The organism is Streptomyces sp. NPDC056161, from assembly GCF_042268025.1.
Lineage (GTDB): Bacteria > Actinomycetota > Actinomycetes > Streptomycetales > Streptomycetaceae > Streptomyces.
Map to the genome: position 1 here is coordinate 56,389 of NZ_JBHJUV010000010.1, position 18,670 is coordinate 75,058.

Sequence of the window (18,670 nt, forward strand, 5' to 3'; positions counted from 1 at the left end):
AACTAGAACGCGTATCAGTTCTGTGGTGCAGTTTGCTGACAGACCGTCCGTAACCGCAAGGGGGCTGCGGGCAATTGGGGTCCTCGTGGGCCTTGCTAGTTCTAGAACCCGTTACTACCGTCGCGGCGACCGGGTTTTCCTGATGGTTCGTCAGAATGGTGGGAGTGAGCCGCTCATGCCCTGTCCCGCACTGCCCGACGGGTTCGACCTCACCGACCCCGATCTGCTGCACAGCCGCGTGCCCCTGCCGGAGTTCGCCGAGCTGCGCCGGGCCGAGCCGGTGCGCTGGATCCCGCAACCGCACGGCCTGGCCGGATTCGCCGACGACGGCTACTGGGCGGTGACCCGCCACGAGGACGTCAAGTACGTCTCCACCCACCCGGAGATCTTCTCCTCCACCCTCAACACCGCGATCATCCGCTTCGGCGAGCACATCGAACGGGACGCCATCGACGTCCAGCGGCTGATCCTGCTCAACATGGACCCACCCGAGCACACCAGGGTCCGGCAGATCGTGCAGCGCGGTTTCACGCCACGTGCCATCCGCGCGCTGGAGGACCGGCTGCGGGCCAGGGCGCAGGCGATAGTCCAGGGTGCGCTGGCGCGCTCCGGGCCCTTCGACTTCGTCACCGAGGTCGCCTGCGAACTGCCCCTCCAGGCCATCGCGGAACTGATCGGCGTACCCCAGGAGGACCGCACCAAGATCTTCGACTGGTCCAACAAGATGATCGCGTACGACGACCCGGAGTACGCGATCACCGAGGAGATCGGCGCGGAGTCGGCCACCGAGATCATCGCGTACGCGATGAACATGGCCGCCGACCGCAAGCAGTGCCCGGCCAAGGACATCGTCACCACGCTGGTCGCCGCGGAGGGCGAGGGCAACCTCAGCATGGACGAGTTCGGCTTCTTCGTCCTCATGCTGGCGGTCGCGGGCAACGAGACCACCCGCAACGCCATCACCCACGGCATGCACGCCTTCCTCACCCACCCCGACCAGTGGGACCTCTACAAGCGCGAGCGGCCCGCCACCACGGCGGAGGAGATCGTCCGCTGGGCCACCCCCGTCAACTCCTTCCAGCGGACCGCCACCCAGGACACCGAACTGGGCGGGCGGCGGATCAGGAAGGGCGACCGGGTCGGCCTGTTCTACGCCTCCGCCAACCACGACCCCGACGTCTTCGCCGACCCGGACTCCTTCGACATCACCCGCGACCCGAACCCGCACCTCGGGTTCGGCGGCGGCGGGCCGCACTTCTGCCTCGGCAAGTCCCTGGCGGTGCTGGAGATCGACCTGATCTTCCAGGCGATCGCGGACGCCATGCCCGACCTGCGCCTCGTCGGTGACCCGCGCCGGCTGCGCTCGGCCTGGATCAACGGGGTCAAGGAGCTTCAGGTCAGCGCGGGTTGACCGGCTCTGGCACGGTCACCCACGCCGCGTCGGCAGACCGCCGCACCGGCGCGTACGGCCGACGTGGCCGCTTCCCGCGTCAAGAAACGACGCTCGCGCTGAATGCCACGTCCTCACGTCAGGTGCAGCAGAGACCGGTAGACACCGTGGTGAACCGGATGCTGGTGCGGCGCGTTGCAGGGGCGTCGGAAACACCTGGAGAACGAAGGGGCGCGGAGCGCAATGCCACGGAGCGATTTGCCGCAAGCCGAAGAAGACAGCAGGAGCCGAATCGCGAAGCTACGGAACTGGGAGCAGCAGAAGCGGGCTCAGGCGGCGGAGGAGGCGGGCGCCACAAGGAAGGCATGGAACCGAGTCGCCGCGCAGCTCGTCCGGGCACGGAGAAGCGTTATGAAGGACGAGAATCTGCTGCAGAGTGTGGCAAAGGACGTGTACAAGAATTATCAGCTGTCGTTGGGGTGGCCCGAGAAGCCGCCGGCGGGGTTGCGGGTGGCGTTGGCTTGGCCGAGTCTCGGTTTGTCGGGTTGGAAGCCGGTCGTGGTGGATGTGCTGCAGCCGGAGAGTGGCCCGTCGGATGCGTCGGTGCCGTCGCTCATCGCCGATCCTTCGCTTGACCTGCGCGACTTCAAAGTGTCGAGTAAATTGCTGAATGTGGAGGGGGTGGACGAGCAGGTCTGCAGGACGGCGTCGCGCGTGCAAAATCATCTGAAGTCCCGGCTCGGTGACGAGGCGTTCGGGGAGGACGCGCAGCCCGGCTACTCGGCGCCGATGTTCGACGGTTTGAACGTGGACGACATCTGGGCCGGCTTGACAGCAGGCGGGCTCGGCGGCGTGCACCACGGCGCTGGCGCGGCGTCTCTGGCGCCCGGTTATTGGTCTGGGCCGGACGGTGCGGTCGCGGCCGACGTGAGTGGATACGGCGGGTACGCGCCTGCCGAGGGGGCGGCCCAGCCTTCCTGGGGGGATCCGGTGGCGTACTCGCCTTGGGGCAACCCGTACGGCGAGGGTGCCAGCCGGAGTGCGGCGTACCCGCCGGATAACGCCTCACTGATTCCGCAGGGCATGGCGTACCTGCGGTCTGCGCCGCCCGCCGACTGGAGCGTCGGGACACAGGGGAACGCCGAGCCGGTGGCACCGTGGCCGCCGGCGCACCGCTCAGGGCGCAGCCAGGGACGGTAAGAAGCCGCTTTGAACCGGGTGGTGGCCCGGCAAGGTGCACGCGGACGCCCGGGGGGCAGCCATGGACTGTAAGAGGCCGCAAAACTTTTGATCCTGAGCCGTGGTGCTCGCTCGAACGCGGGTTCCCGGTCGGGTCGCTCACTCCGACCCCACGGGTACGGTCACGTGCCGCCCTTCGGCAGGGCCGCGGCGCTGGACGGCGAGCCGATGCGTGAGGACACGGCGCCCTTGACGACGGCGAGGCCGGCCGGGATCGCGGCGACCGCGGCGGCCTTGGCGGCGGACAGGTCGATGACGCTGGACGCCAGGAGCAGACCGAGGAACGCCTCCAGGTAGGTGGCGATGGTGCGTTCGGCGAGATCCGTGAGGAGCTTCATGGTTTTCCTCCGGGGAGGCAGGTGGGTGCCTGGGGGCCGGGAGCCTTGCCCTGGGTGGTGGGACCGGGGGCCGTTGACGGCGACGAGCCGCTTGATCAGTGCGGTGAGGACTGGGGACGGATGCCCTGCCGAGCGCGAACTTCCGGTTCTACTTGAAGGATGCCTCGCCGGGGGACTGCTCGAACGTCGGGTTCGGGCCCAAACGACGAGGGCCCGCCCAACCCCGTACGGGGCCGAGCGGGCCTCGGCGTGACCGGGACCGGCGTCAACCGGTCGCGCCGGTCGTCAGGCGGTCGCCGCCGCGAAGACGTGCAGGATGCCGCCGTTCGTCGTGGCCGGCAGGGTCACGCTCGCGAGCGTCTTGCCCGCCTGGAGCGCGATGGGCGCGGTGGCGAAGACCTCCGTACCCACCGGGTCCTTGCCGCCGCCCTGCACATCACGGTAAGCGGTGTGCACCGCGATCGTGTTGCCGTACGACGGCGACTGCGAACCGCCGCCGAGCGTCCAGTCACTGAAGCCGAGTTGGGCCTGCTGCGTCGTGCCGTCGGTGTACGTGAGCGTCACCGTGCCGCTCGCCGCGCCCTCCGCCGCGCTGCCCAGGAAGCTCAGCTTCGTGGCACCGGCGGCCGACGGCACCGCGAGCACCTGGTTGCCCCCGACGACCTCGATGTTGTCGGGATCGCCGGCGGCGGCGCTCGGCCAGGTGAAGTCGAACCCGCCGGAGGAGACGGTGCCGCCCAGGGTCGCACCGGCCGCGGCCAGCGCGGCGGCCGAGTAGCTCCAGCCCTCACCGTCGAAGTTGGCCTGCGGGTTGGCGTCGTCCTCGGAGATGCCGTTGCTGTTGACGTTCCACAGCATGCTGTTCTTCGCGGCGACGGTCACCGACGCGGACGTCTTCGGCAGCGCCGCACCGGACGACGACGCGAGCGTCACCGGGATGGTGTAGAAGCCCTCCTTGGTCCCGGCGGACGCCGAGACGGAGACCTTCGCGCTGACCGAACCACCCGCGGGCACCATGAAGTCGCCCTCGGACGGCGTCACCGTGAGACCGGCCGGCGGGTTCGCCGTCCAGTGGACCTTGGTGTCCTGGTCCTGGAGCGTCTGCACCTTGACGCTGGTGCCGACGGCGTCACCACCGGGCTCCGCCTTGAGCTGCGCCGGGGTCACCCCGGTGAAGAACTTCACTCCGCCGCCCGGGAACGACGGCGGGGCGTCGGCCTTGGCGCTGCCCCACGAGGTGTCGGACTTGGCGCCGAGGGTGTAGTCCAGGGTGCCGCCACGGGTGACGAACGAGGCGGGGACCCACGGCTTGTCGGACTTCTTGCCGTCGGTCCTCAGACCCTGGACGTAGATGTTGTCCGCAGACGCCGCGGGGGCGTTGACCGTGATCGTCTTGTGGTTCCCGGTGTGGATCACGGCGTGCGGGAACAGCGGCGCCGAGAGCACCATGTCGGCGCGGCCCGGAACCTGCGGGTACATGCCGAGCGCCGAGAAGACGTACCAGGACGACATGGTCCCGGCGTCGTCGTTGCCGGGGATACCGCCCGGGGTGTTGGTCCACAGCTGGTCCATCTCCGCGCGGACCGTCTCCTGGGTCTTGTACGGCGTGCCCAGGTAGTCGTACAGGTACGGCGCGTTGATGTCGGGCTCGTTGGTCGGGTCGTAGCGCGTGTCGTCCTTCGCGGAGAAGTCGAAGGCGCCGTCCGGGGTGCGGAAGAACGAGTCGAGCCGGGACACGGCCGCGTCGTTGCCGCCCATCGCGCTCGCCAGGCCCGCCACGTCGGAGTAGACCATCCAGGTGTAGCGGGCGCTGGTGCCCTCGACGAACCCGGCGCCGGTGCCCGGCGTGAACGTACCCGCCCAGGTGCCGTCGGACTTCCGGTCCCGGATGTAGCCGCCCTGCGGCGTGGCATTGGGGTCGAAGACGTTGGTCCAGTTGCCGGACCGGTCGAGGAACGTCTTCTCGTTCGCGCGGTCGCCGACCTGGCCGGACAGCGCGGACAGCGCGTAGTCGGCCGCCGCGTCCTCCAGCGTCTCGGCGGCACCGCCCCAGCAGTGGCAGCCGTCGGCCGGTACGTAGCCGAGCTTCAGGTACTTGTCCAGGGCCGGGCGCTGGCCCACGCACTCGACGTTGCAGCCCGCGCTGTCGGAGTCGTTCGCCGTCGGCACGGTCGCCGCGGTGACCAGCGACTTCAGGGCGCCCTTGACGTCGAAGTCATGGCCGCCGAAGGCGTAGACGGAGGCGACCGCCGGGGCCGACGGGTCGCCGGACATCACGCTCGTCTTGCCGTTCTCCAGCAGCCAGCGGTCCCACTCGCCGTCCCGCTGGTTCGCGTAGTTGAACAGGGACTGCGCGTAGTCGCTGCCCGCCTTCGGGTTCAGCAGCGTCATCAACTGCACCTGGGCGCGGTACTGGTCCCAGCCGGAGAAGGTGCCGTACTGCGCCTGCTGCCCCTTGGCCAGCTTGTGCGGCTTGCGGTCGGCGCCCAGGTAGCGGCCGTCGACGTCGCTGGTGAGGGTCGGCTCCAGCATCGAGTGGTAGAGCGCGGTGTAGAAGGTGGAGCGCTGGTCGTCGCTGCCGCCGCTCACCTCGATCTTGCCCAGCTCCCGCTGCCAGGCCGCCGCCGCCTGCGACTTGACGGAGTCGAAGGACTTGGCCGGCGGGTTCTCCGCGCGGAGGTTGGCCTCCGCGTTCTGCGCGCTGACGTAGGAGATGGCCACCTTCGCCCCGACGCCGGTGGTGCCCGCCGGGAAGGTGACGTACGCGCCCGAGCCCTTGCCGGCCACCGGGTTGCCGGACGAGCTGAAGCCCGTACCGCCCTTCGCGGAGGTGGAGTCCGGCTGGAGGGTTCCGTCCGTCCAGGTGCCCACCTTGGCGAACGGCTTGTCGAAGTGCGCCGTGAAGTACAGCGTGTAGAGGTCCTTGCGGTTGTTCGCGCTCTGCGGACCGCAGAAGTTGCCCGCGCTGACCGAACCGGTCACGGTCCGCTCGGCGGCGTTCACCTGGACGTCGGCGGCGGTGCTGCCGCTCTCCGAGTTGGACGTGCGGAACAGCATGCTGGCGGACTTGTCCGCGGGGAAGCCGAACTGACCCGTGCCGGTACGCGGGGTGGCCGTCAGCTCGGCGGAGGCGCCGCTGTCCAGCTTCACCTTGTAGTAGCCCGCCGACGCCGTCTCGTTCGCGTGCGAGAAGGTGCTGGCGTACTTGGCGTCGGTGGTGTCGGCCGTGGGGGAGGAGTCGACGTCGCCCACGTACGGCATGATCGGGATGTCGCCGTTGGCCCCGGAGCAGCCGACGCCGTTGAGGTGCGTCAGGCTGAAGCCGCGGATCTTCGTCGCGTCGTACTGGTAACCGCCCGGCGCGGGCGTCGAGACCTGGTTGCCGCGGGAGTTCTGTGGGCTCCAGGCCAGCATGCCGAACGGCTGGACGGCGCCCGGGTAGGTGTTGCCCGCGTTGGCCGAGCCGATCAACGGGTTGACGTAGGGGACCGGATCCTTGACCGCGCCCCGGCCCGCCGCGGCCGAGGCGGGTGTGGCGGTCGCGGCCATCGCCAGGGCCGCGACGGCGGCCGCAGCTACGGAGGCGAGGGCTCGCCGTCTGGGACGAGCCCGGCCCTCCACTTGAGTCTGACGCACCAGTGAGCCTGACACCGCTCCTGCCCTTCGTGTCTGATGGAAGCTCAGGGCACGCCGATGACGGGCGTGCTCGCTCTCCCACGCGGAAGTGTGCTGACATCGTTGTCAGTTATCGGTTCTGCTACAGACAACGTTGTCAAGGAACGCGAGGATGCTCCCCCTGTATGCGGGCGGTGTCAAGAGTCGGGGAATGTCGGGGAATTCGGCGCCGCCGGTGGTGGGGTGACGGGAGGGTCGCCAAGTGGGGTTCCGCGCGGGTGGTGTGAAGGGGTGTCGGTTGGGCCGGTGGGGGCGCGGGGGCGGCAGCGCGACACCCCCGCCCGGGACGGGCGGGGGTGCGATGGCGAAGGGGGTGGTGCTGCTCAGTACCAGCCGTGGGACTGCCAGAACTTCCAGGCTCCGACCGGGCTGCCGTAGCGGGAGTTCATGTAGTTCAGGCCCCACTTGATCTGAGTGGCCGCGTTGGTCTTCCAGTCGGAGCCCGCGGACGACATCTTGGAACCCGGCAGCGCCTGGACCAGGCCGTAGGCGCCGGACGACCGGTTGGTGGCGGAGATGTTCCAGCCGCTCTCACGCGAGACGATCTTGTTGAACGCGTCCCACTGCGCGGCGTCCGGGATCATCTTCTTCGCGATCGCCTGAGCGGGAAGGCCCGACGTGGTGGCGGCCTGCGCGGGCGTCGAGGCCAGCGCCATGCTGGTGGTGGCGGCGGCCACGGCGGCGACCATGATGGCCTTCTTGGGGGTGGCGATGCGGCGGATGAGGGAGACGGACACGTGGAACCTCTTGCGTCGGGGACAGGGGTCGCTCCGTACGGCGCGGGCCCGGCCGTTTCCGGCGGTGGGGCGTACGTCGGCGCCGCGACCCGGGAGGGTGCGTCGGCGCCTGGCGACGGACCCAGAGAAGCAGGCCCGGATTGGGTAGGCAATGACCCCTTTTACTAGTTGTGGCCGAATTGGCGGGAATGGCGGGATGTGTGAGCTGGCTCGCACCGTGCAGGTCAGCGGGGGTGCGCTGGTGAACAAATCGGACGGATGGGGCTACTATTCGGCTTCGTAGGTGATCCACGTCATGTGGGGTGCCTCACGCGCCGCCCATGCCTCGCCCGCCCGTCGCGCACGAACCGTGTACCGGCGGTCACCCGGAGGTCATCGATCCGGGGCGTCGAAGGTGACCGGGGTCTCGAAGGCGGCCCGCCGGGTGGCCCGGCGCAGCGCGCGCAGCAGCGCCGGGCCGAGGGCGAGGGTCAGCACCACCGTGCAGACGGCCCGGCCCAGGTCCCAGCCCAGCGAGGTCGCCAGGCAGTAGGCGACGAACCGGGCCAGGTTGGCGGGGACCGCGGCCAGCGGGTCGAAGGCGATGTTCGAGGCGAGGGCGCCCATGAAGGGCCAGCCCGCGAGGTTCATGACCGTCCCGTAGGCGAACGCGGCGAGGAAGCCGTAACCGGCGAGCATGACGAGTTCACCGCGCCCGCGCAGCCGGTCCGGGCCCGGCAGCAGGCCCGCGCCCATGGCGAACCAGCCCATCGCCAGCATCTGGAACGGCATCCACGGCCCCACCCCGCCGGTGAGCAGCGCGGACGCGAACATCGTGAGCGAGCCCAGGACGAAGCCGAAGCCGGGGCCGAGGACGCGTCCGCTGAGCACCATCAGGAAGAACATGGGCTCGATCCCGGCCGTGCCCGCGCCGATCGGCCGCAGCGCCGCCCCGCTCGCGGCCAGCACGCCCAGCATGGCCACCGCCTTCGGCCCGAGACCCGACTCGGAGATCGCCGCGGCGACCACCGCGAGCAGCAGCACCAGCAGCCCCGCGAACAGCCACGGCGCGTCCTGCGCGTGCGCGCTGATCCGGGAGGCGGGCGGCGCGAGGAAGGGCCAGCCGAAGGCGACCACGCCGACCGCGCCGACCAGGACGAGCGCGGCGGCGGAACGGGGTCCGAGCCGGACGGCACGGGCCTGGGGGGTCGCCGGAGCCGACGGTGACGGTGACGGTGACGGCGATGGCGTTGATGACGGCGTTGATGACGGCGATGGCGACGGTGACGGTGGCCGGGGCGTGGCGGCGTTCGGCCGCGGTGGCCGGTCCGTGGGGTGGTCGGTCATGTCAGGGCCTCCCGTATCTGGGCGACCGTGAGCCATTCCTGCGGCGCGAGGATCTTGGTGACCTGCGGGGCGAAGGACGGCGAGGAGACCACGATGCCGGCGGTCGGGCCGTCGGCGATCACCTCCCCGTCGGCGAGCAGTACCACCCGGTGCGCCAGCTCGGCGGCCAGCTCCACGTCGTGCGTGGCCAGGACGACGGCGTGCCCCTCGGCGGCGAGTCCGCGCACCAGCACGACCAGGCGGGCCTTGGCCGCGTAGTCGAGGCCGCGGGTCGGCTCGTCCAGCAGGAGCAGCGGCGGGCGGGCGGCCAGCACCACGGCCAGCGCGAGCGCCAGCCGCTGGCCCTCGGAGAGGTCGCGCGGATGGGTGTCGTCGGTGATGCCCGGCAGCAGTTCGGACACCAGCGCACGGCAGGTTCCGGGTGCGGCGCCCGCGTCCTGGTCGGCGGCCGCGCACTCGGCGCCGACCGTGTCCGCGTACAGCAGGTCGCGTGGTTCCTGCGGGACCAGGCCGACCCGGCGGACCAGCTCCCGGGGCGGGGTGCGGTGCGGGACGGCACCGCCGACCCGGACGCTGCCCGCGGTCGGCGCGACCAGTCCGACCAGCGAGCCGAGCAGCGTGGACTTCCCGGCGCCGTTGCGGCCCATCAGGGCGACGATCTCCCCGGGCCGGACGTCGAGGTCGACCTGCCGCAACGCGTCGATCCGCCCGCGCCGCACCGCCAGCGCCCGTACCTCGGCGACGGGTACCGGGGCGGTGCCGTCGGCGTTCTGAAGGGGTGCGGGGAACCGTCCGGCCGACCAGGAGGGCGCCGCGGCCGGGCGACGGCGCAAAAAGGCCCTGCCGACCGAGCGCCGCACCCGACCCGGCGTCCGCGTACGCCCGCCGGTACGCGCGCCGGACCCGGGAGCGGGCGGACCCGCCGGGGTGGCGTCGGCGTCAGGGGCAGGTACGGGGGCGGCAAGGGCAGGGACCTGGGCGTCAGGGGCAGGGACCTGGGCGTCAGGGGCAGGCGTCGGTGTCGGGCCTGGGGGCGAGTCCCGGCCCGGGTCCGGACCGGGGTCCGGGGCCGGGGACGGGTGGGAATGGGAAGGGGCGTGACCGGCTAGGCGGGTGCGCAGGGGAGCCGCCCTGCGGCGGGCGTCCCGCACCGTCAGGGGGAGCGGGCTCCAGTCGGCCAGCCGGCCCAGGTCCACCACCGGCGGGTACACCGGCGAGACGGCCATCACCTCGGCCGGGGCGCCGAGCACGGGCGCGGCGCCCGGCGCGGGCAGCAGCAGCACCTGGTCGGCGTACTGGATCACCCGCTCCAGCCGGTGCTCGGCCAGCAGGACCGTTGTGCCCAGATCGTGGACCAGCCGCTGGAGCACCGCGAGGACCTCCTCCGCGGCGGCCGGGTCCAGCGCCGACGTCGGCTCGTCGAGGACCAGTATCCGGGGGTGCGGGGTGAGCACCGAGCCGATCGCGACCCGCTGGCGCTGGCCACCGGAGAGGGTGGCGATGGGCCTCTCCCGCAGATCGGCCAGCCCGAGCAGGTCCAGGGTCTCCTCCACCCGCCGCCGCATCACGGCCGGGGCGAGCCCCAACGACTCCATCCCGTAGGCGAGTTCGTCCTCCACCGTGTCCGTCACGAAGTGCGCGAGCGGATCCTGGCCCACCGTGCCGACGACGTCGGCGAGTTCGCGCGGCTTGTGGGTACGGGTGTCCCGGCCCGCGACCGTGACCCGGCCGCGCAGGGTGCCGCCGGTGAAGTGCGGGACGAGGCCGCCCACCGCGCCCAGCACCGTCGACTTGCCGACGCCGGACGGGCCGACGAGCAGCACCAGCTCACCCTCCGGCACCTCGAAGTCCACGCCTCGGACGGCCGGTTCGACGGCACCGGCGTACGTCACGCTGACGTCCTCGAAGCGGATCACGAGGGCTCCTTGGGGATCACGGCGGCTCCTGCGGGGATCACGACGGCTCCTTGGGGACCACCAGGGCGGGCAGCAGGGCGAGGAGTACGGCCGCCGCCGGCCACAGGGGCAGCGCGGGCGCGGTGAGCGGGACGACCCCCGGATCGAGGGCGGCCGGGTCGCGGGCCGCGGCGAGGGCGAGCAGCGCGGCGACGGCGGCACCGGACCCGGTGACCAGCCAGGCACGGGCGTTCCACGGGTCGGGCCGGTACCGGGTGCGCGGCGAGCGTCGGCCGCCCAGCCGCAGCCCCGCGAGGGCGGCGACGACCCCGGCGAGCAGCACCGGCAGCCCGTAGCCGCCGCCCGCGGCGGTCAGCAGCCCGTACGTTCCCGCGCACACGCCGAGCAGACCGCCCAGGGTCAGCCCGGCGGTGGTACGGCGGACGGCGACGGGCACGTCGGCGGTACGGCCGTAACCACGCGCGTCCATCGCGGCGGCCAGCGCGACGGAACGCTCCAGGGCGCCCTCCAGGACCGGCAGACCCACCTGGAGCAGCCCCCGTACACCGCGGTCCGGGCGGCCCCGCAGCCGGCGGGCGGCCCGCAGCCGCTGTACGTCGCTGATCAGGTTCGGCGCGAAGGTCAGCGCGACGACCACGGCCACGCCGATCTCGTACAGGGCGCCCGGCAGGGACTTGAGCAGCCGGGCCGGGTTGGCGAGGGCGTTGGCCGCGCCCACGCAGATCAGCAGCGTGGCCAGTTTCAGGCCGTCGTAGAACGCGTAGACCAGCGACTCGGCGGTGACCCGGCCGCCCAGCCGGATGCCCTGCGCCCAGTGCGGGAGCGGGACTTCGGGGAGGGTGAGGAGGACGTGCGTGCCGGGGATCGGGGAGCCGAGGACCACCGCGAAGACCAGGCGGACGACCAGCACGGCGAGCGCGAGCTTGGCGAACGCCGTGTAGGAGCGGGCCCAGGGGGCGGTGCTGCGATGGGTGGCCACCACATAGCCCGCCGCCGCGACGAGCAGCCCGAGCAGCAGCGGATTGCCGGTCCGGCTGGCCCCGACCCCGAGCCCGATCGCCCAGCCCCACCAGGCCCCGGGGTGCACGACCGTACGGGGCCGCCGCACCGTGCCGCCCGCGCGGGCCGCGGCCACCCGGCCGCCGCGGGCCGGCCCCTCGGCGGCCGAGGGGCGCCCGTTGCCGTCGCCGTGCGGGGTGCCGCGTGTGTTGCGGTGTCTGTGGGTGCTCGCGTGGTCGGCGCGGGGTGCGGGCCGGCGGGGGGTGTCGTTTCCGGTGTCGTCCGGGCCGTCGGCACCGTCCGGGTGGTCGTCGGCGGGCGGGCCACTGGTGTCGGCCGCGCGGGGTGCGGGCCCGCGACCGGTGGCGTCGGGCGCGTCCGTGCCGCCGGTGCCGTCCGTCCCGTTCCCGGAGCCCGTCCCGTTCCCGGAGCCCGTCCCGTCGGCGGCGTTCGTCCCGTTCATCCCGTTCGGACCGTTCGGATCGTTCGGACCGGCTGGGGCTGCGGGCGGCGACGGCTCGTGGTCGTGGCCCTCACGCATGGCGGTGCCTACGCATCCCGGCGCCGTCGGGCCTGCCAGAGTGCCGCCGCGCCCAGCAGGACGACCGCCGCCCCGCCCGCCCACGGGCCGAGCGACGGCCCGTTGCCGCCGTCCTCGCCCGCCGTCGGCCGCTTCGCGGCGCTCGTCGGCTTGTCGTCCGTGGCCGCCACCTGCTCGCCGCAGCCCTTCTCCGGGTAGCCGGCGATGGCGCACAGCAGGGCGTTGGAGTCGTAGCGCAGCGGTCCGGCGACCGCCGCCAGGCCCTCGGCCGTCGTCGCGTCGGGTGCCAGTACCGCGCAGGCGGTCCGCGCCTTCGGCGGTGTCTCGGCGCCGGGCGCGTCCGCCGCCGTACCGAAGTCGATGACCAGTGCCACCCGCTTGTGGCCCGCCCGAGCGGGCGTGTGCGCGCAGATCTCGGCGAAGCGGGCCGTGCCGCGCGGATACGTCGCGTCGGCGGAGTCCTCGCTCACCGCGAACCGGAAGCCCTGGACGGCGCCGTCGGCGGGGCGGGCCAGCGACGGACCCTCGGTGGCGTACGTCCACCGGTCGCCCGCGCGGTCCCAGAAGGACCAGTAGCGGTAGCCGACGGCCTGCGCCTGGCCCGCGCCGCCCCAGAACAGGAGCGCGGCCAGCAGCAGGAGCACACCGCGGCGCGGCCCGGTCACAGGTGCTGCCGCTTCCTGCGGCCGCTGAGCAGGAAGCCGATGCCGACGCCCGCGACCAGGCCGGTGCCGATGATCCACCAGACGCCGGTGCCCGAGCCGCCGTCGTCCTTCCGGTCCGCCGCCTCCGGGCCGTCGCCCGATTGCGCCTGCCCGGCCGCCTGCGGTGCCGGGCCGGTCGCGCCCAGCGCCCGCACCAGGTCCGTACCGCCGAAGTCGCGCGGGTCGGTGCCGGTCGCGTGCGCCGCGAAGATCAGCTGAGCGTACGCGGCCGGTCCGTTCTGCTTCGCCCAGGCCGCCGCGTTCTTCTCCAGCCACGCCAGCGGCTTCGCGGCCCGGTCCGCCCCGCCCTGCGCGGCGAGCGCGACCACCGCGTCGGCGGTGTTGCCGTAGTCGGGCTGTTCGGGGGCGCCCGCGAGGGCGGAGGTGAGGTGGCCGTCCTTGGCGACCGCACGGGCGAGGTAGGCAGCGCCGTCGGCCGCGGCCTGCTCGGGGGTGGGCTTTCCGGTGGCGGCGCAGCCCGTGCCGGGCGCCCCGCTCGAAGCGTCGCCCGCTCCGGCCGCCTTCGCGGCGAGGCCCGCGCCCAGCACGCCCACCACGGCCGCCGCGGTGGCGTCCGCGTTGGCCGTCAACGCGCCCTTTTTGTCCGGCTGGTAGGCGAAGGCGCCTCCGTCGTCGCCGGAGCAGGGCAGGGCCAGTCCCAGCAGCGCGTCGTACGGCGAGCGGCCGTCCTTGACCACTGCCGCGGGCCGTTCGCCGGCCGCCACGAGCGCGCCGACGACGACGCCCGTGGAGTTCGCGTCGCTCGCGCCGCCCGGCGTGTACCCCCAGCCGCCGTCCTTGTTCTGCACCGACTTCAGCCAGGTCACGGCCTTGCCGACGGCGCTGTCGTGGCCGCCGGTCGCGGTGAGGGCCTGGACGGCGGCGGCCGTGCTGTTGGTGTCGACCGGCACCTTGGCGTCACAGGCCCGCCCCGGATCGGCGCGGAACGCGGCGAACGCCCCGTCCGCGCACTGCTGTCCGGCCAGCCAGTCCACGGCCTTGGCGGCGGGCGTCACGGACACGGTGCGCTGGGCGAGCAGCGCCAGCGACTGGCGCCAGACGCCGTCGAACTTCGGGTCGGTGGCGCCGTACAGGCCGGACGGGAGCACCGTCGACGGGGACGGCGAAGGGCTCGCGGCCAGGGCGGGTGACGCGGCGGCGAGCACGCCGACGGCGGCCAGGACCGCTGCGCTGCGGCGGACGTTCATGCTCGGCGGGTGCCTCTCTTCGCGGGTCGGTTCGCGAGGAAGCCGGGCAGCACGGGACACCCCGGGCGGCTCGGCCCCGTAAACCTCGACGGTGCCGTGCGCGGGCGGATGCCGACGCACCTGAGCCGGTCACGTTCCGTCCGGGGCAGTCCGGCTCACCGGGCCTCGACGGCCGGTTCACGGTTGCGGGTCAGCGCCGGAATTGCACCGGCTTCCCCCCGTACGGGTGTGATGACGACCCAGTCACTCTACCGGCCCACCTCCGGACCCCCGAGGGGTGGCCGCGACAGAGGGCCGGGCGATGGGGCGAAGGGGGGTGCGGGGTGCGGGAACACGGTCCGGGGAAGCGGCTCGGTCGCGTCGTCCGGAAGCGGTCGGGGAATGCGGTCAGGTCACGCGGTCCGGGGTAGCGGTCCGGGGTAGCGGTCCCGGCACGCGGTCCGGGGAAGGCGCTCCCGTCACATGGCCCGGTCACGCCGTCCGGTCGTACCGTCCGCTCACGCCGTCCGGACGTACCTCAGCGGGTCGGTGCCCGGCACCGGTTCGGCTCGGCCCTGCTTCACCAGGCGGCGCAGATGGGCCTCTGCCTCCGCGGCGGCGATGTTCCGGGAGGGGTGCGGGATCTGGGGCCAGGGCCGGTTCCACTCCATCCGCTCGGCCAACTGCCAGGGCGTGAGCGGTTCGACGAGTTGGGTCAGCAGGCCGGCCAGCCGCTCCTCGTGGTGCGCGAGCAGTTCCCGTACCCGGGCGGGCCCGTCGGTGAAGGCGTACTGATGGGCCGGTAGCACCTCGGCGGGGGCCAGCCGGCCGACGCGTTCCAGGGAGTCGAGGTAGTCGCCGAGCGGATCGATGGCCTCCGCCAGGTTCTCGGCTCCGTGCGGCCCGGCCCCGCCCCCTTGGGCGGAGGGGTCCTCGTACAGGCCGATGTGCGGCGTGATCTTCGGGAGCAGGTGGTCGCCGGAGAACAGCCGGCCGTGTCCCGGCAGCCCGGCGGGGTGCGCCTCCTCCAGGTGCAGACAGACGTGACCGGGTGTGTGCCCCGGCGTCCAGACGGCGCGCAGTCGGCGGCCGGGCAGGTCCAGGAGGTCGCCGGGGACGATCTCGCGGTCCGGGAGGGCGGGCGGCCGCCGTTGCAGGGCGCCCGGTGTGCGCAGGGCGGCCAGGTGTTCCTCCGGGGCGCCGGTCGCGGTGAGTTTGGCGCGCATGTAGTCGAGCCAGCGCTCGGGGCGGGCCTTGCGGTTGCGCCGTACCACCGCGGTGTCGGCCGCGTGCATCGCCACCCACGCGCCGGACGCCTCGCGCACCTGGCCGGACAGCCCGTGGTGGTCGGGGTGGTGGTGGGTGATGACGACCCCGTGGATCTCCGCCACCGAGGTGCCGCAGGCCGACAGGCCGGACGCCAGCGTGTCCCACGACGCCGGGTCGTCCCAGCCGGTGTCGACCAGTACCGGGCCCCGGTCGGTGTCCACGACGTACACCAGTGTGCGGCCGAGCGGGTTGTCCGGTATGGGCACCGCCACGGACCGCACACCGCCACCGTGATCGAACGTCTCCGCCATCATGGCCTCCCCGGCCCACTATAACTAGAACCGGTTTCATCGGTTGCCCCGGGCGCCCGCCGATTCCGGAAGCCGGTGGCCGCGCGCCGGGCGCGGTGTGGACGGGGGCCGGTCGAGCCGGTGGTGCGGGCGGGGTTCCGGCCGGGCCGGTGGTGTCCTGCCGTGGACTAGTTCGAGGAGACCTGGTATCCGTTTCTGATACAGCGTCAGAAATCGTGCCGCAGGAGGCAGTCGGCCATGACCGAGCTCGTGGAACACGGACAGCTGTTCATCGGCGGGGAGTTGACCGATCCCCTGGGCGGGGACGTCATCGAGGTGATCTCCCCGCACACCGAAGAGGTCATCGGCCGCGTCCCGCACGCCTCGCCGGCCGATGTGGACCGGGCCGTCGCCGTCGCCCGGACCGCGTTCGACCAGGGCCCCTGGCCGCGGACGAGCCTCGACGAGCGGATCGCGGTCGTCACCCGCATCAAGGACGGCATCGCCGTCCGGCACGAGGAGATCGCCCGGGTGATCTCCTCCGAGAACGGGTCGCCGTACTCGTGGAGCGTCCTCGCGCAGGCGCTCGGCGCGATGATGGTCTGGGACTCGGCGATCACCGTCGCCCGCGGCCACACGTACGAGGAGACGCGCGACGGGGCGCTGGGGAAGATCATGGTGCGGCGCGAGCCGGTCGGGGTGGTCGCCGCCGTGGTCCCCTGGAACGTGCCGCAGTTCGTCGCCGCCGCCAAGCTCGCGCCCGCCCTGCTCGCCGGCTGCACGGTGATCCTCAAGCCGTCCCCCGAGTCGCCGCTGGACGCCTACCTCCTCGGCGAGATCGCCCGCGAGGCCGGGCTGCCCGACGGCGTGCTGTCGATCCTGCCCGCCGACCGCGAGGTCAGCGAGTACCTGGTCGGCCACCCCGGCGTCGACAAGGTCTCCTTCACCGGCTCGGTGGCGGCGGGCAAGCGGGTCATGGAGGTGGCCGCGCGCCACCTCACCCGGGTCACCCTGGAACTGGGCGGCAAGTCGGCGGCGGTCGTGCTGCCGGACGCGGACGTCGAGACCGCGGTCGCGGGCATCGTCCCGGCGGCCTGGATGAACAACGGCCAGGCGTGCGTGGCCCAGACCCGCATCCTGCTGCCCCGGTCCCGCTACGACGAGTTCGCGGACGCCTTCGCGCAGGCGGCGAGCGCGCTCACGGTCGGCGACCCGCTGGACGCGGCCACCCAGGTCGGCCCGCTGGTCGCCCGGCGCCAGCAGCAGCGCAACCTCGACTACATCCGCATCGGCCAGGAGGAGGGCGCCAAGATCCTCACCGGTGGCGGCCGGCCGGCGGGCCTGGAGCGCGGCTGGTACGTCGAGCCCACCCTCTTCGGCGACGTCGACAACTCGATGCGGATCGCCCGGGAGGAGATCTTCGGACCGGTGATCTGCCTGCTGCCGTACGGCGACGAGTCCGAGGCGCTGAAGATCGCCAACGACTCCGACTACGGGCTGTCCGGCAGCGTGTGGACGGCCGACGCCGGGCACGGCGTCGAGATCGCCCGGCAGGTGCGCACCGGCACGTACTCGGTGAACACCTTCAGCCTGGACATGCTCGGCCCGTTCGGCGGCTACAAGAACTCCGGTCTGGGGCGGGAGTTCGGGCCCGAGGGCTACGACGCGTACCTGGAGCACAAGATGATCCACCTGCCGGCGGGCTGGGAGGCGTAGGCGATGGGCGACCGCTGGCACATCGAGGTCGACCGCTCCGTCTGCATCGGCTCGGCCCAGTGCGTCCACCACGCCCCCGACGGCTTCCGCCTCGACCCCGGGCGCCAGTCCCGGCCCGTCGAGGCGGACACCGACACCAATGAGCAGGTGCTGGCGGCGGCGGAGAGCTGCCCCGTGGAGGCCATCGTGATCACGCTGGCGGCGGGCGGGGAGCAGGTATTCCCACCAGAAGAGTAAAATCTCCGCTTCTGGGGTTTTATGTCCCGCTTCAGGAGTCTTATCCTGGTGGTGGCCTACGAGGCGAGTGAGGGAGTTCGACCGGAGTAGCCGACTCGGGCGAGACGCGCAAGCATCCGCCGGGGCCGACGTCGACGGTAGGGCTGAGAGGCCGGAAGGCAGTGGTTGGGCCGGAAGGCGACCTCCAATACCTGATCCGGGCAATACCGGCGAAGGGAACCCGTCTCGTAGGTTTTCGTCTGCTCCGGCCGTCTCCGGCCCGGTGTCACTTCCGCCCCCGGGGGGCCTGCTGCTGGGCCTCCGGGGCCGTCAGGTCGATCAGCCGGCACACCGTCTCGATGTCGATCTTGACCTGGGCGATGGAGGCGCGGCCCGAGAGCCAGGTGATCAGGGCCGAGTGCCAGGTGTGCTCGATGACACGGACCGCGGACAGCTGCTCCAAGGTCGGGTTCTCCAGGCCCATCGCGTCCAGCACGAGCGCCGTGGTCTGCCGGGAGACCTGGTCGACCTCCGGGCTCACGCTGCGGTCCGCGAAGGTCAGGGCGCGCACCATGGCGTCGGCCAGGTGCGGCTCGCGCTGGAGGGCGCGGAAGGCCCGCATCAGCGTCTCGGCGACCCGCTCGGCCGCCGTCTCGCCCAGCGGGGGCTTGCGGCCCAGCGTGCCGTGCAGGTGCTCCAGCTGGTCCTGCATGGTGGCGACCAGCAGGTGCACCTTGGACGGGAAGTACCGGTACAGCGTGCCGAGCGCCACCTGGGAGGACTCGGCCACCTCCCGCATCTGCACCGCGTCGAAGCCGCCCCGGCTGGCCAGCTGCGCGCTCGCGTGCAGGATCCGGCGGCGGCGGGCCTCCTGCCGCTCCGTGAGGGGCGACGAGGCCGGCTGCCTCGATGGGGCGGCGCTGGCGTCCGCCTTGGCTTGCGCTGGCATGGGTCCCGCTCCGTGACGGTCGGTGAAGGCTGGTGATCGCACAGCATGGTAGGGGCGGGTCGTGGCGTGAATCACCCGATCCAGCGCTCACGGCACCCCTACTTGCCGGTAGATTCAGAGCCTCTTGAACGATCAAGTCTGGAACTTGTTCTAGATTAGCGTCCCGGCGTAATCTCGC

Annotated in this window: 14 protein-coding genes and 2 riboswitches; of the genes, 4 read left to right on the plus strand and 10 right to left on the minus strand. The window is 72.6% G+C overall.

The window, feature by feature from the left end; all coding sequences use genetic code 11:
• The first annotated feature begins 175 nt into the window (after nucleotides 1-175).
• Both ACFC09_RS11685 and ACFC09_RS11690 read left to right on the plus strand, forming a co-directional pair.
• On the plus strand, nucleotides 176-1,411 hold the full coding sequence (locus ACFC09_RS11685) for a cytochrome P450 (protein WP_376526068.1): 1,236 nt from the start codon (nucleotides 176-178) through the stop codon (nucleotides 1,409-1,411).
• 390 nt (nucleotides 1,412-1,801) lie between these two features.
• Nucleotides 1,802-2,590: a hypothetical protein gene (locus ACFC09_RS11690; protein WP_376526069.1), complete on the plus strand. Its 789-nt coding sequence runs from the start codon at nucleotides 1,802-1,804 to the stop codon at nucleotides 2,588-2,590.
• A 161-nt stretch (nucleotides 2,591-2,751) separates the two neighbouring features.
• On the opposite strand, the gene ACFC09_RS11695 is transcribed toward ACFC09_RS11690, so the two are convergent.
• The 9 genes from ACFC09_RS11695 to ACFC09_RS11735 form a co-directional block, all read right to left on the minus strand.
• Complete coding sequence (locus tag ACFC09_RS11695) at nucleotides 2,752-2,967, minus strand: hypothetical protein (RefSeq protein WP_376526071.1); 216 nt, start codon at nucleotides 2,965-2,967, stop codon at nucleotides 2,752-2,754.
• 285 nt (nucleotides 2,968-3,252) lie between these two features.
• Entirely contained in the window at nucleotides 3,253-6,516 is a 3,264-nt protein-coding gene (locus tag ACFC09_RS11700) for a GH92 family glycosyl hydrolase (protein ID WP_376526322.1), read from the minus strand.
• Nucleotides 6,517-6,965: 449 nt separating this feature from the next.
• Nucleotides 6,966-7,379: a transglycosylase SLT domain-containing protein gene (locus tag ACFC09_RS11705; RefSeq protein ID WP_376526073.1), complete on the minus strand. Its 414-nt coding sequence runs from the start codon at nucleotides 7,377-7,379 to the stop codon at nucleotides 6,966-6,968.
• Nucleotides 7,380-7,751: 372 nt separating this feature from the next.
• The gene (locus ACFC09_RS11710; protein ID WP_376526074.1) at nucleotides 7,752-8,705 is read right to left on the minus strand and encodes an ECF transporter S component; all 954 of its coding nucleotides are present in this window, start codon (nucleotides 8,703-8,705) and stop codon (nucleotides 7,752-7,754) included.
• Entirely contained in the window at nucleotides 8,702-10,621 is a 1,920-nt protein-coding gene (locus ACFC09_RS11715; RefSeq protein ID WP_376526076.1) for an ABC transporter ATP-binding protein, read from the minus strand. Before ACFC09_RS11715 ends, ACFC09_RS11710 begins: the two co-directional genes overlap by 4 nt.
• A 37-nt stretch (nucleotides 10,622-10,658) precedes the next feature.
• On the minus strand, nucleotides 10,659-11,729 hold the full coding sequence (locus ACFC09_RS11720; RefSeq protein ID WP_376526325.1) for a CbiQ family ECF transporter T component: 1,071 nt from the start codon (nucleotides 11,727-11,729) through the stop codon (nucleotides 10,659-10,661).
• Between the two features lie 440 nt (nucleotides 11,730-12,169).
• Nucleotides 12,170-12,826, minus strand: coding sequence for an SCO2322 family protein (locus ACFC09_RS11725; protein ID WP_376526078.1), 657 nt, complete (start codon nucleotides 12,824-12,826; stop codon nucleotides 12,170-12,172).
• Nucleotides 12,823-14,073: a prenyltransferase/squalene oxidase repeat-containing protein gene (locus tag ACFC09_RS11730; protein ID WP_376526079.1), complete on the minus strand. Its 1,251-nt coding sequence runs from the start codon at nucleotides 14,071-14,073 to the stop codon at nucleotides 12,823-12,825. The genes ACFC09_RS11725 and ACFC09_RS11730 overlap by 4 nt, the downstream gene beginning before the upstream one ends.
• Before the next feature lie 126 nt (nucleotides 14,074-14,199).
• Nucleotides 14,200-14,331, minus strand: a riboswitch (cobalamin riboswitch).
• Nucleotides 14,332-14,570: 239 nt separating this feature from the next.
• Entirely contained in the window at nucleotides 14,571-15,632 is a 1,062-nt protein-coding gene (locus tag ACFC09_RS11735) for an MBL fold metallo-hydrolase (protein ID WP_376526081.1), read from the minus strand.
• A 237-nt stretch (nucleotides 15,633-15,869) separates the two neighbouring features.
• Here ACFC09_RS11735 and ACFC09_RS11740 point away from each other — a divergent pair, with 237 nt between their 5' ends.
• The gene (locus ACFC09_RS11740; protein ID WP_376526082.1) at nucleotides 15,870-17,327 is read left to right on the plus strand and encodes an aldehyde dehydrogenase; all 1,458 of its coding nucleotides are present in this window, start codon (nucleotides 15,870-15,872) and stop codon (nucleotides 17,325-17,327) included.
• A 3-nt stretch (nucleotides 17,328-17,330) separates the two neighbouring features.
• Complete coding sequence (locus ACFC09_RS11745) at nucleotides 17,331-17,564, plus strand: ferredoxin (RefSeq protein ID WP_376526083.1); 234 nt, start codon at nucleotides 17,331-17,333, stop codon at nucleotides 17,562-17,564.
• 59 nt (nucleotides 17,565-17,623) lie between these two features.
• Nucleotides 17,624-17,799, plus strand: a riboswitch (TPP riboswitch).
• A 30-nt stretch (nucleotides 17,800-17,829) separates the two neighbouring features.
• On the opposite strand, the gene ACFC09_RS11750 is transcribed toward ACFC09_RS11745, so the two are convergent.
• A complete protein-coding gene (locus ACFC09_RS11750; RefSeq protein WP_376526084.1) occupies nucleotides 17,830-18,492 on the minus strand; it encodes a TetR family transcriptional regulator in 663 nt (220 codons plus the stop codon).
• Between the last annotated feature and the right edge of the window lie 178 nt (nucleotides 18,493-18,670).

What these genes read in the sequence shown, in the direction of transcription:
- ACFC09_RS11730 (WP_376526079.1), bottom strand. Translation starts at nt 14,073, where the DNA reads ATGAACGTCCGCCGCAGCGCAGCGGTCCTGGCCGCCGTCGGCGTGCTC.
- ACFC09_RS11690 (WP_376526069.1), top strand. Translation starts at nt 1,802, where the DNA reads ATGAAGGACGAGAATCTGCTGCAGAGTGTGGCAAAGGACGTGTACAAG.
- ACFC09_RS11750 (WP_376526084.1), bottom strand. Translation starts at nt 18,492, where the DNA reads ATGCCAGCGCAAGCCAAGGCGGACGCCAGCGCCGCCCCATCGAGGCAG.
- ACFC09_RS11685 (WP_376526068.1), top strand. Translation starts at nt 176, where the DNA reads ATGCCCTGTCCCGCACTGCCCGACGGGTTCGACCTCACCGACCCCGAT.
- ACFC09_RS11700 (WP_376526322.1), bottom strand. Translation starts at nt 6,516, where the DNA reads ATGGCCGCGACCGCCACACCCGCCTCGGCCGCGGCGGGCCGGGGCGCG.
- ACFC09_RS11735 (WP_376526081.1), bottom strand. Translation starts at nt 15,632, where the DNA reads ATGGCGGAGACGTTCGATCACGGTGGCGGTGTGCGGTCCGTGGCGGTG.
- ACFC09_RS11695 (WP_376526071.1), bottom strand. Translation starts at nt 2,967, where the DNA reads ATGAAGCTCCTCACGGATCTCGCCGAACGCACCATCGCCACCTACCTG.
- ACFC09_RS11745 (WP_376526083.1), top strand. Translation starts at nt 17,331, where the DNA reads ATGGGCGACCGCTGGCACATCGAGGTCGACCGCTCCGTCTGCATCGGC.
- ACFC09_RS11740 (WP_376526082.1), top strand. Translation starts at nt 15,870, where the DNA reads ATGACCGAGCTCGTGGAACACGGACAGCTGTTCATCGGCGGGGAGTTG.
- ACFC09_RS11710 (WP_376526074.1), bottom strand. Translation starts at nt 8,705, where the DNA reads ATGACCGACCACCCCACGGACCGGCCACCGCGGCCGAACGCCGCCACG.